Raw genomic sequence first — 14,769 nt, 5'->3', positions numbered from 1 at the left:
GAACTTATAACTATACTCTATGCATCAAAATTTATTTTTCAATAATATTGAACAGGCTGTGTGTCTTGTTACTAAGCTTAAGGCTGATGTTGAGAGTATAAATGGTCTGCATATAGATTTCAATACTACCTTTCAACAGATTTTCTCTGATATCAATGAAACGAATATATTTGACCAGTTTGGTCATGAATTCGAGCAATTTGTCTTTGAATCATTAAGTAAGGAAGTGGTTAAAAATAATCTTGATCTTTCTTATCAGAATGTAAACTTCCTAATTATAAGGCAAAAAATATCATCTGCAGAGATTGCTTTTCTTTTCAAGAAGCAAGGGAATAATGAGCAGGGTCAACCTATTGCATTGTCAGGTTCAGTAGGGATTTCAGATGAAATGAATTTTGATGTGAGTACTTTTGAAGATGCTGTGAATATAGTTGTTATCACAGATATAACAGGAAAAGTAGAATACGTTAATAAGAAATTTACAGCGGTTACTGGTTACACTTTTGATGAAGCTATTGGTAATAGTACACGTATTTTAAAGTCGGGTAAACAAACTAACGACTTTTATAAGCAAATGTGGGAAACTATTTTAAAAGGTCAGATATGGAATAATAGTTTTCATAACAAGAAAAAATCGGGTCAACTTTATTGGCAACGGACGCAGATAATTCCTTTACGAGATAATGCTGGTAATGTAAAATGGTTTTTAGCTTTGGCTGAAGATGTTACCGAAGGAAAAGCTTTTGAGACTGTAATGGAGGAAAAGTCGGACTTGCTATTTCAGCTGATAGAGGGTACGCCAGACATAGTTTGTGTTAAAGATGGTGAAGGAAGATGGCTGATGGCAAACAGTTCAAACATAAAGTTATTTGAACTTGAAGGGGTAAATTATTACGGTAAAACAACCCTTGAATTGTCTGATTATTCTAGCTTTTATAAGGATGCATTAATTTCTTGTATGAATTCTGATTTTGAAGCTTGGGATGCTAAAAATTTAATCCGAAGGGATGAGGTTATTCCCTTACCCGATGGTGGAGAAATCATTTTAGATACCCTGAAAATCCCTAGTTTTAATCCTGATGGTTCTCGAAAACGAATAATAGTTATTGGTCGTGATGTTACAATTAGAAAAAAAGCAATTGAAAATCTAAAACAAATTGAAAGACGTTATGCTTTAGCACAAAGAGCTGGTGGAATTGTCAGTTGGGAGTGGGATTTAGAGAGACTTACTTTAAATTGGGTAGATAATTTGGAGGAAATCTTTGGTGATTCTAAATTGTTTGACAATAAAGGATTTAAAGATGTTTTAGAATACATTCATCCTGAAGATCGTTTTTTGTTTTTACGAAAAATGATGGAAGCAATTCAAAATAGTGCTGAATACGATTTTGATATTCGGGTGTATGACATTAAAAATAATGTGAAGTGGGTAAAATTTTCTGGACATATTCATTATGATGAATTGAGAGCCAAATCTTTGTTATTTGGAATTATCTACGATATTACTGAGCGGAAGAATTATGTCAGAGATATTATTCAAGCTAAATTAAAAGCAGAAGAGTCGGATCGCTTGAAATCTACTTTTTTAGCTACAATGTCACACGAACTGCGTACTCCATTAAATGCCGTAATTGGTTTCTCCGACTTAATAATGGGAACTCCCGGTTTAGATGCAGAAATAAACGAATTCGTTAGATTAATAAATAATAACGGACAAAATTTACTTAATCTGATTGAGGATATCTTTGATTTATCTTTAATTGAGTCTAATCAAGTAAAAATTTATAAGGCAAAATTTGATTTGGTACAAGTTCTTCAAGAGCTTGCAGAAATAATGCCTGTAGAAATAAAGAAGTTTAATAAAATAGATAAATTAGAGTTTAAGAATGAATTGCCCAATAAACAAATTATACTCGATAGCGATGCCTCTCGTATAACTCAAATTATTAGTAATTTATTAAAAAATGCAATAAAATTTACGCCCAATGGATATGTTAAACTTGGTATTATTGAAGAAGAAAGCGATGTTATAGTTTATGTTGAAGATAGTGGAATTGGCATAAATAAGGATAAGCAAGAAATTATTTTTGATATATTCAGGCAAGGGGAGGAAACGCTTACACGTAAGTTTGGTGGTGCCGGTTTGGGATTGTCTTTATCAAATAATTTGACTGATTTATTGGGAGGAAAGCTTTGGGTTGAATCTGTTGAGGGAAAAGGTTCTGTTTTCTTTTTTAAGATTGGAAAATATAAAAATGGATATGAAAAGACAGTTAAAAATAATATAATAATGCAAACTATCGACTGGAGCGACAAATATGTTCTTATTGCAGAGGATGAGTATTCTAATTATGAGCTATTAATGTATATTTTAAAGCCTACTAAAATTAGAGTTAAGCAAGTTACAAATGGAAATGATGCCGTTAGTGAGGTTCTAAATATAGAGCGTCCTGATATTATTTTAATGGACATTAAGATGCCCGAATTAAACGGATTTGAGGCTACAAAGAGTATAAAAGAAGTTTATCCCGATTTACCAATTATTGCCCAAACCGCTTTTGCTATCTCAGGCGATAGGGAGATGGCTCTTTCTATGGGTTGCGATGAGTATATTTCGAAACCCATCAAAAAGTTAGATTTGATTGAATTAATGAAAAAGTACCTTAGCTAGCTAATGCAAAATTATTAGTTTTGTAGAAAAGAGTTTATGTTGGTTTATAAATTTGGTGGAGCTTCAGTAAAAGATGCCTATAGTATCCGTTCTCTTCTTCCTCTGATTGAAAAGCAAAGGTCAGAAAAATTGCTTGTGGTTATTTCTGCTATGGGGAAAATGACCAATGCTTTTGAGCACCTACTTACCCTTTACCGTGAAGATAACCCAATGAAGCTGAATCAGCTGAATAAAATTAAGACTTACCATTTGTCAATTATTAGCGATCTTTTTGAAATCAATCATCCTGTTTTTCAGTTGGTTAATAATTGTTTCTTGCAGTTGGAAGAAAAACTTGCAGAAGCTTCAAAGCAGTCTTATGATTATTCTTACGATCAAACTGTAGTTTTTGGTGAGCTTCTTTCAACAAGAATAGTATCCGAGTTTTTCAATCAAAATAAAGTTGATAATATTTTGCTAGATGCATCAGATTTATTGATTACAAATGCCAAGTACCGCGATGCTAGACTAGATTGGGAAAAGACCAAAGAAAAAATATCAGTTAAACTTACACCTCAGTTTGAAAAGGCAAGTATTGTAATTACTCAAGGTTTTATTGGTGGAACAGAAGCCGGCAGAAGAACAACTCTAAGTAGGGAAGGTTCTGATTATTCGGCTGCAATATTCGCTCATTTTTTGAATGCAGAGAAGCTCGTAGTTTGGAAAGATGTTCCTGGTATCTTAAATGGAGATCCAAAGTATTTTTCAAAGGCAAGAAGCCTTAAACATATTTCATATCACGAAACAGTTGAATTGGCATTTTACGGAGCAAGTGTAATTCATCCTAGAACATTGCAGCCGTTAAAAGCAAAACAAATTCCTTTATTTGTTCGCTCATTTAAAAATCCTGATTCAGAAACAGTAATCAATAGTAATAATACCGATGATGGAGATATACCCTCTTTTATTATCAAAGAAAATCAGATTTTATTTTCTATCGCTTCACGTGACTTTAGTTTTATCGATGCTGAAAAATTAACGGAAATCTTAAAGCTATTTTCTTCAAATCACTTTTACATTCGCTTACTTCAAAATTCCGCACTTAATTTTTCAATAGTTGCTGATGAAAATACACTACAATTGGAAGAGCTATTAAAGCAGCTTCAAAAGGAATATAGTGTTAAATATAACCGAAATTTAAGTCTTCTAACTGTACGACATTGGAATGATGATAGACTAAATAATTTATTTACTGACATTGAACTTTTACTGGAAATGCATAATCGATTGACTGATCAGTTTGTAATGAAAGCTCAAGATTTAAGTCGAAAATTAGAAGGACTGCTGTTTATTGTATAAATTTACATAAACATTAAGTCATGTTCCCCTTTCAACATTATCAGTTGTTTGCTTATAAATACCTTTGGCTCTCTCTATTTATTGATTCTTGAAGTGGAAGATATTAGAATAATTAGACGAATAATAAAGAACTAAGATCTTCATTTAAGTTTAATTGTTAACCGTTTAGATTAAATAAACTTAATCTCGTTAATCATACGGATTAACTGATTAGGTTTAAAAGGTTTGGCTAAGAAATCATCCATTCCGGCGTTTATACATGCTTCTCTGTTATTATCAAGTGCAAAAGCTGTTATTGCAATTATTTTTATAGGCTCTGTGCTTTTTTTATTTTCGATTCTTCTGATTTCTTTTGTTGCTTCAATACCATTCATAATGGGCATTTGTATATCCATTAAAATAAGATCGTAAGTTTCAGTTTTGAATTTTTCGATAGCAACTTTACCATTTTTTGCAATATCAAGAAAGTGCCCTTGTTTGTCAAGTGTAACTTTTGCAAACTTTTGATTGAGCATATTATCTTCTACCAAAAGGATTTTCAGAGATCGTTTACCTGGAATAGTTTCGTTGTAAACACCTGAACGGTTTTTATGTCGAGTTGCAATGGAAAGCGTAAACCAAAAATTTGAACCTTTACCAAGCTCCGTATCAAAAGAGAGATGACTATCCATTAATTTTAATAGCGATTGGGAAATAGCTAAACCAAGACCCACACCGTTTAATGAAAGTTTTGTAATTAAACCTTCGGAATTTAGTTCTTTTTTAAGTATACGTACCAACCCTTCTTCAATTCCAAATCCGGTATCAGCAATGCTGAACTTTACGACAGAATTTTTATCTTTGTGATTAAGTTGTTCAATATTCAATCTTATTTCACCCTCTTTGGTATGACGAATTGCATTATTTAAAAGATTGATTAAAACTTGTTTAATTCTACCTTTATCCGCATAGAGGAATTCCGGAATCTGATCATCTATTTTGATAATAAAGTTTAGTCCTTTTCCTTTTACTTTGAAGTGAAGTAATTCTTTAATTTCGTCTGCGAGTTTACTAATCTCAAAATAATCAGCTTCTAATTGAAAGGTGCTGTTCATTAAGTTGGAATAATCTAGAATATCATTTATTATCGATAAAAGATTATCGCTATAATTGGCAACTAAATTTACATAATCTTTTTGTTCAGCGTCTAATTTTGTCATGCGTAAAACATCAAGCATTCCCATTACTCCGTTCATAGGAATACGGATATTCTGACTAAGATTTCTTAAAAAGATTGCTTGAGAGCTTTGTAAATTATGCTCGTTTAGTAAAGCGTTATTATATTTCTTTCTTAAATCACTTAGCTCTTTTTGTAATTTAATCAATTCTTTTTCTTTCGGATCTTCCATTGTTTTAGAATTTTGATGTTCTAAATTTACGCATATTATTTTCAATGATAGTAAAGAGTTCTTTTTTATCAATGGGTTTTGATATATAATCGTCGAATCCCGCTTTTAAGAATTTTTCTTTATCGCCGGTCATTGCGTATGCTGTTTGAGCTATAAAAGGAATTTTGTTTAATTCCGGCCACTTCTTTTTTAATTCTGTTAATAGTAGCATCCCATCCCAAGGTTTAGGTAGATTGATATCTAATAAAATAATATCGAAAGTCGATTTGGAGAGTATAGCTTTTTCTAGTTGTATAAAAGCATCATCCCCATCAACGGCAATTTTAACATTTGCATATTTAGAAAGCATCTTTTCAAATACCATACGGTTCATTTTATCGTCTTCTACAATAAAGATATTTGGTTTTGTTTTTATTTTCTGATTATCAAGTTTTTTCTTGTCATATTTTAAACTTGTTTGATCTTGAGAATTATCAAGTGGAAGTATTATGCTTACTTCTGTTCCCTTGCCTTTTTCTGATTTAATCTTGATTTCGCCATCCATTAACAACATTAATTTTTGTGCTAATGGAAGTCCTAAGCCTGCACCCTGATGTATTCTGCTGTATCCTGTACTCTCTTGTCTGAAAGCTTCAAAAATGGAAGATAAAAAGTTCTTATCAATTCCTATTCCTGTATCAGAGATAGAGACTATAACAATGTTTTTATCGATATCAGCCTTTATACTTACAGAGATATTTCCTTCTATAGTGTATTTAAGGGCATTGTCAAGTAATAAATCCACAGATTTTTCAAAAGCGGCAGTATCGCCCTTTACTAAATAAATAGAGTCTTGCTCGTACTTAAAAATCAAGCCATTTTTAAAAGCAGTGTTTTTAATTTTTTCTACACATACTTTAACTACTGCATTTATCTCGAAAGTTTTTATTTTAATTTCGTAGTCATTGGCATCAATACGACTAAGATCAATAATATGCTCCATTAGGTTTAATAAACGATCGCTGCTCTCAGCAATCCCTTTAGCAAAATCTACCAACTCGGGTTTTTCTTGATATTCAACTTCACTAAGAAGAAGATGAGAAAAACCAATTATACCATTTAATGGGGTTCTTATTTCGTGGCTCATATTGGCTAAAAAAGCATTTTTTAGAAAGCTTGCTTCTTCAGCTTTCTTTAGTGCAATTTTACGCTCTGTCTCTATAGCTTTTCTGTTTTCAATCTCGTTTAACAGCTCTTTTGTTTTGAGAGCTATTTCGGCTTCTAAAGATTTATTTTTGTTGTTTAATTCCTTTTTTAGCTCTTTAATTTCGGATTCAAGAATTTGATTTTTTACAAATATTTTTTTGCTCTTGTTCTTATTTATCAAAAATAAAATTAGAAGTATAATTATAAATACTAATCCGCTGATTTCACCAAGGAATAATAGTGAGTCTGTTTCCATTAAATTGATAAGTAATATCATTTATTAGCTTGGTTTATGTGCAATAAACAAATTTTCTTTAGGATTTAGAGCATATTTTTTAATGTATTCTTCTCCCCAAGTTTCATTAATCGGATTGAATAACTCTACCTTAAAGCCAACAAATTCAAGGCGATTTACATAATCTTTTCCGTAAATCCTAACGTGATCAAATTGCCCAAAGAATTTTGTCCTGTCGGCCTTTGTTATAATAGTTTCATCCTCAAAAGTATTCTCTAAAATAGCCGAATAGGGGACTTGTAAAATTGCCCATCCTCCCGGTTTTAAAACGCGATAGATTTCTTTCATTGCTTTAATATCGTCAGTAATATGCTCTAATACATGGTTACAAACAATCAAATCGTAAAAAGCATCTTTCATCTCCAAATCGGTAATATCTATATCACGTGTTCTTCTATCGTAATAATAGCCCATACTTTCGGCATCTTTAACTCCGTTGGTATAATGAATGTGAGGTAATGATTGAAAAAGTTCTTTCAGCCAAGCTTCCGGTGCAATATGTAAAACACGATGAGGCTTAGTTAAAACAGTTGTCTTTTTTTCAAGATATAGATGGATGAGCCTGTCACGATCTTTAGCATAGCATCTGGGACAAGTACAGTTTTTGCGATAACCACTACCAATAATCTGATATTTTTCTATTACCTCTAATTGCTCGCCATCGGTAAGCATTTTTCTGAAATTATGTTTGCAATACGGACAATAGTAAGTATCGCCTCTATATATTAATCCTAATATTTTTTGGTAAGTTCCTCTTATTTTTTTTCCTAACCAAAAAGGTATTAATCGTTTTATTTTTTGCTTTATATCGCTCATTTTAGCTCCCTCTTTTAGCTCTTTCCCATTTAACAGACTGATTACCTTTTAGATACCTGTTAAGTCCTAGAAAAACAGACAAGTTCATTATAAAGAAATAATATGGAACAAAAAGAACTTTAACTTTTATTTGTTTGTTTTCGAGAAACCAGCCTAATAAGGCCGAAGTATAGAATAAGATCTGTCCCCAGAAAAAGAAAGTGAAAATACTATTGAAATTAAAAAAGCCTTCGTTAGCGGTAATAAATGCATTTAGTATAAGTATAATTAGTAAACCAAGTGGTGCTAAAGTCCACCGCAAAACGCGATGAGAAACAAACTGAAATGAAAGCCATCCATACTTAAAAATATTAAATATTGGTAATAAGCGACCGATAGATTGGAAACCGCCTGCCGAAATTCTCACTTTTCGTTTTAACTCTTCTTTTACGTTTGCTGAGGCAGTCTCAATAGCATATGCTTCAGGATCGTATTGTATTGTATAGCCTTTCATAGCGACACGTAAAGAAATTATCATATCGTCAAGAAGAGTATCTTTTTCAACATGTTGGAACAATTCAGTACGGATAGCGAATAGTTCTCCGGCTGCTCCTACAACGGAATACAATTCTGCATCCCATTTTTTCAAAGTTGATTCGTATTTCCAGTATATTCCTTCGGTACCGGCAGCTGCATCTTTATCTTTTTGGTGTATTCTTTTTTCGCCAGAAACACAGCCTACTTTTGGATCTGCAAATAAATTTACAATTCTTCGGATTGACTCTTTACCTAATGATGTATTTCCATCTGAAAAAATAACGATAGGTGTTTTAACGAATGACATTCCCCTATTCATAGCTCCAATTTTTCCACCTCGAGCATCTTCGTGATATACTTCAACACCTTGGTCGGCATATTTTTTTAGTATATCGGGAGTGCCATCATCAGATCCATCTGTAACCCATACTTGCTTTACTTTTTCTTTTGGATATTCTAAAGAAAATGAGTTCGCTACTTTTTCTTCTGCATAATCTTTTTCGTTATAGGCCGCCACAAATAATGTAACTTCCGGTTCGTAATTCTCCTCAATATTTGATGATTTTGATTTTTTGAGAATCCGTTTGATACAAACTAATAAGTATAATAAAATTCCATATCCGATATAGGTGTAGAAAATAATAAACAAAAAGACCCAAAAAATAATTTTCATTGTAAGCATAATTAATATTTTATGTTGATAATTTGAAAACAAGATATTTGAAATCAAATGCTCTAATATTTATAAGCATAGCTAAAGATACAATTAAAAAAGGAGATTTTGAGTTCAAATTCATTGCTTTGTGGTTAAACAGTTATGCCTTACTACTCAAAAGTATTAGACAATATTTTTTCAATCCTCTAAATTAGGGATTTATTCTAAATAACCATAAAAAAATATATTAATTCCTTCTTCTATGCGCTAAAATAGGCGGCGATTTTCTTATGGTTTTCATATTGATATTGAGTAAAATATTGTTCGTCCTAAGTTTCAGTATATTGTAATTATTATAACAGCCAATAAATCAATGTAAGAATTAATAAAAATTAATATCTTCGTTGCATGTCAAAAGAGAATACTTATATATGCATAAATTGTGGTGCAAGCTTCACCGATAAAGGGGTTCACTATATTTGTAAAGAGTGTGCCTTAGAAAATAAAGAAGGTCAGGCATTAAAAGGAGTTTTAAAAGTTGTTTATCCTTATTCCGAGATAAAAAAGAAGTTGGTATTGCAAGCCGATTATTTAGTAAAATCGGATTATCTTGATTTACTTCCAATTGAAAGCCTATCGTCTTTACCACCTCTTTTAGTAGGAAAAACACCTCTCTATACTTCTGAACAGAGATTGGAGGATAGGGGCTCTTTTTCGCTACACCTAAAGGTGGAGTCATCAAACCCTACTTTTTCTTTTAAAGATAGAGCTTCTGCTTTAGTTTCTGCATTTGCAAAAGAAAATGGAATACACACTATTGTTGCCGCCTCAACCGGAAATGCAGGTTCTTCACTTGCCGGTATTTGCGCTTCGCAAAATCAGAAAGCCATTATTTTTGTTCCCGAAAATGCCCCTAAAGCTAAGCTTACTCAGGTGTTAATGTATGGAGCAAAACTTATTCCGGTAAAAGGGAATTATGATGATGCTTATGACTTAAGTCTAAAAATAACGGAAAAATATGGTCTTTATAACAGGAATACTGCTTTTAACCCAATGACTATTGAAGGAAAAAAAACAGTTGCTTTTGAGTTGTTTGAGCAAATGAATGAAATGCCCGATAAAATTTTCGTTCCTGTAGGCGATGGTGTGATTATATCAGGCCTTTATAAAGGTTTTGAAGATCTTTTAAGGCTTGATTTAATAAAGAAAATTCCTGAAATTATTGCGGTTCAGGCAGAAGGAAGTTCTAATTTGATAAATAATTTGGATAGTGATAATCTTAATTTTGAAGTTGCTTCAACTGTTGCCGATTCTATATCTGTTGATATTCCCAGAAATTTTTATATGACTAAAGATTTTCTCTTACGCTATGGTGGAAAAGGTGTGAAAGTTTCAGACATAGAAATAATAAAGGCATCAGGCCATTTAGCTAGTCAATTTGGTTTGTTTGTTGAACCGGCTGCCGCAGCTGCTTATGCCGGAATATGTAAATTTAAGCACGAAAGCAAAATAGTGAGAAATGAGAATGTGGTGGTGCTTTTGACTGGAAATGGGTTAAAAGATATAGATACTGTTTCCGGAAGTTTAGATTTTCCTGATGCTATAGATATTGATACCTTTGATTTTGAACAGATTATTTAAGCCGAATATATAAAATAAGCTTAGGAAAAAAGCAACTTTTTAGTCTATTAGCAACTAAGATTTTTATACATTTGTCCACCTAAAGAAACACATATAAATTATTTCATGGAAAATAAGGAACAATCCAATCAGAATCTTGAAGAGGTGAATAAGCCTAATCAAGAGGAGAATGCTGAAGCTGCTGAAAATGCAGTTGAAAACCATACGGAAACAGAATCTCCCAACGCTAATATTTCGGAAGAAACTACCGAAGAACAAGGCGAAAAAAATAAAGTAGAAATAACTAATGTCGATACTGAAGAATCATATGACTTAGGAGCTGATGAATCACTAAATGTAAGTGAAGAAAACTCCGAAGAAGAACAAGAAGATGATGATATAGAGGTTGAAGCAGAAACTGAAGAAGAGGACGCCGAATTAAGCGATGAAGCGTTTGAAGAGCAATATAAAGATGCTACACTTACCGATATTTTAGCGGCCTTTGAGCTTTTGTTTGAAGATGAGAGCCTTAAAAAAATTCGTTCTAAAGTTGTTATTTTAAGACGTCTTATTGATGCTAAATTATCTGAAGTTGAGAAATTGGCTTTGGAGAAATTTATTAAAAATGGCGGTCATGAAGCCGAATATGTCTCTCAGGAAACAGAAGAGCATATTAGGTATAATAAAGTGCTTGGAATATATCGTGCCAGACGGGCTAAATTTCGTGCGCAACAAGAACGAGAACAAAGTGATAATCTTGCTAAAAAGAAAGAATTACTCGAAGAATTACGTACTCTTGTTAGTTCTGATGAGACCCTAAAATCTACTTACGACCAATTTAAAGAAATTCAAGATCGTTGGAGAGAAATAGGAATGATTCCCAAAAATGAAATGGGAGAATTGTGGCGTAATTACCATTTTCTTGTCGAGAAATTTTTTGACAAGGTGAAGATTAGTAATGAATTACGTGATTTAGATCTGAAAAAGAATGTAAAACTAAAAGTGGCTTTATGCGAAAAAGCAGAAGAACTTTTGCTCGAAAAATCAGTTACTAAATCTTTTAAACTACTTCAAAAATATCACGAAGAATGGAAAGTGATAGGTCCTGTTCCTTCTAATATGAAAGAAGAATTGTGGGATCGTTTTAAAGCTACTACCGATAAAATTAATCTGCTTCGCAGAGAATATTATAAACAATTACAAGATAAACTGGAAGATAATTATCAATCTAAATTAGCTCTATGCGAGAAAGCTGAAGCTATTAGTTATAAGGAGTGCTCTTCAATAAAAGAATGGAATAAGAATACAGAGATATTAAACGATTTGTTTAAAGTTTGGAAAACCATAGGCCCGACTCCCAGAAAAGTTAATGAAGAGGTTTGGCAGCGTTTTAAAGGATATCTGAATTCTTTCTTTGTTGCTAAGAAGCAGTTTTTTGGAGAAATTAAAGAAGAGCAGACACATAATTATCAACAGAAATTGGCTATTTGTGTTCAGGCTGAAGCTTTGCAAAATGATACTAACTGGAAAAGGACAACAGAAGCATTAATCAAAATGCAAAAAAACTGGAAATCTATTGGTCCGGTTCCCCGAAAATATTCTGATGCCGTATGGAAACGCTTTCGTAAAGCTTGCGATACTTTTTTTGAAGCAAAGTCGAATTATTATAAAGGACTTGTTGAGGCCGAAGGTAAAAATTCTAAACTTAAAAGTGCTTTGATTGAAGAAATTAAATCTGCCAAGTTTGGAGAGGATAAAACTGAAAATTTGGAGATGATAAAATCTTTCCAAAAAAGATGGCATGAAATAGGCAATGTACCCAGAAAAGAAATGGATAAGTTAAATAAAGCTTATCGTGAGGCTATTGATATGCAATTGGATAAGTTTAATATTTCCAGAATTGATTTTAAACATTCAGGATTCAAAGAGAAGATTCATAGCATGAAAGAGAAAGATGACAGTTATCAACTTAATCGTGAACGCTATGGTATTCAGAAAAATATGGATAAGCTTAAAGAAGATGTTTTGTTATGGGAAAATAACTTAGGTTTCTTTGCAAATAGCAAAAATGCCGACGTTTTGAAAATGGAGTTTGAAAAGAAAATTAAACGAGCTAAAGCAGATATTTTAAGTTTGAAAGATAAGCTTAGAATTATTGATAGAGGCTAGTTGTAATTTCTTAAAAAGAAAAAGCGTTATTGAAATTTCAATAACGCTTTTTTTTTATCAGTTTTAAGGATTTGAGAGTTTTGCAAAGCTCTCGATTTTTAAAACAAGCCTTTTAGTTTTGCTTTTACTTCTTCCGGATTAGGATTAAAATCAAAAGTAAGGATAGGTTTTAGGTAGTGTCTATGTTTTATTTCTGAAGCAAATCTAGTTTCGCCACCACCAGTTATATTTAACATGATTATTGCGTCTTTGTCTACCTTTTTAGATTCAACAGCATCCTTAAGGCTGGCTACAGCAACGGCTGCGGCAATATGAATATCAATGCCTTCAGTTTCTTCAAAAAGTTTAGAAGCAGCCAATGCATCTTCATTATTTGCTATTAGAACGTCTCCATCGCTATCTCTTAGTGCATCATAAAGACCGCCATAAATAGAATAATTGGGCTTGCGGTTACTCAACACTTTAGCTAGAATGGTTTCTACTTGTTCACGAGCAAGGTTATCATCCATCGGGAGCAGAGCTCTGGAATCTTTTTTCCAAGCATCGTAAAGCGGCTGAAAAGGCAAATTCTGAGAAACAAGCAATTTCATTTTTGTATTGCCAAACCGCCCATCTTCCAATAATCGAAGATTTGCTTCCCAGGCTGAAATAGCTCCTGTTGCACTTCCTACACCTTGAAAATAATAATCTGGAATTTGTCCAATTGTTGTTGCCGCGGAAAGTATTGTGGTTCCCATACCATCTCTGCGGGCAATATTTTTAGCGCCACCTTCAGGAATATATTCATCCATTTCGCATGCAATATTTGATAAATGAATGGCATCAAAATAATCGCTTCCTTTTGCTGAACTAACTAGTTTAACATTATCTCTGATGGGTGCATCAAACCAAAGGGCATCTAAATTTTCTTCTGGAACAAATAATAGTAAAGGGATATTATTTTCAGAACAAACTTTGGCAAAAGAACGCGCTGTATTTCCAGCGGAAGCAACAACCAAAATTTTATCAAAATTTTCGGGCATTCTACCAAGTACCGCATAAGCCTCAGTTTCTTTAAAAGAGCAGGTTTTCATATAAGCTCCTTTTTCTGGCCAATACCCACTAAACGTGATATATAAATTAGTCAAGTCAAGAGCTTTAGCTAGTCCTTCACTTTTGAAAGTAATAGGAGGGGCAGAACCTTCCAGTGTTTTATGAATAGGGAGCCAGTCGGAAAATTTGTAGAATCCTTGGGATTCATCTCCCAATTCCAATTGTTTCTTTTCGTAGATAGCACGAATAAGTGTTGGTTCAGTTTCGTGTGGTGCGTCTAATGTCCATCCTTTATCACTAAACTCATTTCCTGTTTTAAAACTTTTTAGTTTGTATGCAGTGCCTTTAAAGTCTTTTATCATTACCAATATTTTTTGCTTTGCAAATGTAAAAAAAAGAGCCAATATGGGATTCCAAATGGCTCATTAAATTTTATGCTCTTTGTTAATGGTAATTCATTTCTATTCCATTGTTTAATCCTGTCATATCGGGCGAAGAGAGATATCCCTTTAAAAAACCAGATAAGCCTTTTTTACTAAAGAGGGTTCTCTCCTTCACTTTGTTTCGTCGAGATGAAGGATTTTAGCAGATTACTTTCGGTGAGGACTTTTCCATTTTTCTTTTGCTATTCGGGGCGCGACTTAAAGTCGCACTCCGAATGCTCCAACACTATACTAAGCAAAATATGATCCCATCGACTGAATACTTATTTCTTCAAGTTCTAAAGAGCAGAAAGCGGTGATAAAAGCATTGGCTAACCGCGCATTGGTGATTAGAGGAATATTCAAGTCGATTGCTGTTCTTCGGATAGTATAATCATTATTCAATTCATCGCTCGATAAGTTTTTAGGAATATTCACCACAAAATCAATTTTGCGTTCTTTTAAAAAGTCTAGAGAGTTGGGTTGACGTTTATCATCAGGCCAATGTAAAACTTCCGACTGAATACTGTTTTTCTTTAAGAAATCATGAGTTCCCTGAGTAGCGTATATCTTCAATCCTTTTTTAATAAGTAATCTGCAAGGATTTAGCAGCTCCACTTTTGAACGTGTATCACCTGATGAAAGTAAAACTGCTTTCTTTG

The 14,769-nt window shown here is 32.9% G+C and carries 10 protein-coding genes; 4 read left to right on the top strand and 6 right to left on the bottom strand.

Going from position 1 to position 14,769, the window contains the following annotated elements:
- Positions 1-19: 19 nt before the first annotated feature.
- Positions 20-2,671, top strand: coding sequence for a PAS domain S-box protein (locus J7K39_12035; protein ID MCD6180623.1), 2,652 nt, complete (start codon positions 20-22; stop codon positions 2,669-2,671).
- 36 nt (positions 2,672-2,707) lie between these two features.
- On the top strand, positions 2,708-4,009 hold the full coding sequence (locus tag J7K39_12030; GenBank protein MCD6180622.1) for an aspartate kinase: 1,302 nt from the start codon (positions 2,708-2,710) through the stop codon (positions 4,007-4,009).
- 170 nt (positions 4,010-4,179) lie between these two features.
- On the opposite strand, the gene J7K39_12025 is transcribed toward J7K39_12030, so the two are convergent.
- From J7K39_12025 to J7K39_12010, 4 genes are read right to left on the bottom strand one after another with little or no spacing between them, the layout of a single operon-like run.
- Positions 4,180-5,397: a response regulator gene (locus J7K39_12025; GenBank protein MCD6180621.1), complete on the bottom strand. Its 1,218-nt coding sequence runs from the start codon at positions 5,395-5,397 to the stop codon at positions 4,180-4,182.
- A gap of 4 nt (positions 5,398-5,401) precedes the next feature.
- Positions 5,402-6,859 (bottom strand): response regulator, encoded by a 1,458-nt coding sequence (locus tag J7K39_12020; protein ID MCD6180620.1) that lies wholly within the window; start codon positions 6,857-6,859, stop codon positions 5,402-5,404.
- A gap of 3 nt (positions 6,860-6,862) precedes the next feature.
- Positions 6,863-7,693: a class I SAM-dependent methyltransferase gene (locus tag J7K39_12015; GenBank protein ID MCD6180619.1), complete on the bottom strand. Its 831-nt coding sequence runs from the start codon at positions 7,691-7,693 to the stop codon at positions 6,863-6,865.
- Between the two features lies 1 nt (position 7,694).
- Positions 7,695-8,891, bottom strand: a complete 1,197-nt coding sequence (locus J7K39_12010; GenBank protein MCD6180618.1) for a glycosyltransferase family 2 protein — start codon at positions 8,889-8,891, stop codon at positions 7,695-7,697.
- A gap of 381 nt (positions 8,892-9,272) precedes the next feature.
- Here J7K39_12010 and thrC point away from each other — a divergent pair, with 381 nt between their 5' ends.
- Positions 9,273-10,505: a threonine synthase gene (gene thrC, locus J7K39_12005; protein MCD6180617.1), complete on the top strand. Its 1,233-nt coding sequence runs from the start codon at positions 9,273-9,275 to the stop codon at positions 10,503-10,505.
- A 105-nt stretch (positions 10,506-10,610) separates the two neighbouring features.
- On the top strand, positions 10,611-12,653 hold the full coding sequence (locus J7K39_12000; protein MCD6180616.1) for a DUF349 domain-containing protein: 2,043 nt from the start codon (positions 10,611-10,613) through the stop codon (positions 12,651-12,653).
- Positions 12,654-12,751: 98 nt separating this feature from the next.
- On the opposite strand, the gene J7K39_11995 is transcribed toward J7K39_12000, so the two are convergent.
- Positions 12,752-14,047 carry a cysteate synthase gene (locus tag J7K39_11995; protein ID MCD6180615.1) on the bottom strand — a complete coding sequence of 432 codons (1,296 nt, stop codon included), beginning with the start codon at positions 14,045-14,047 and terminating at the stop codon, positions 12,752-12,754.
- A gap of 312 nt (positions 14,048-14,359) precedes the next feature.
- A partial coding sequence (locus tag J7K39_11990; protein MCD6180614.1) for a carbamoyl phosphate synthase large subunit occupies positions 14,360-14,769 on the bottom strand: 410 nt, incomplete at its 5' end.

The organism is Bacteroidales bacterium, from assembly GCA_021157585.1.
GTDB lineage: Bacteria > Bacteroidota > Bacteroidia > Bacteroidales > UBA12170 > UBA12170.
This window is presented reverse-complemented; position numbering and strand designations above follow the sequence as displayed.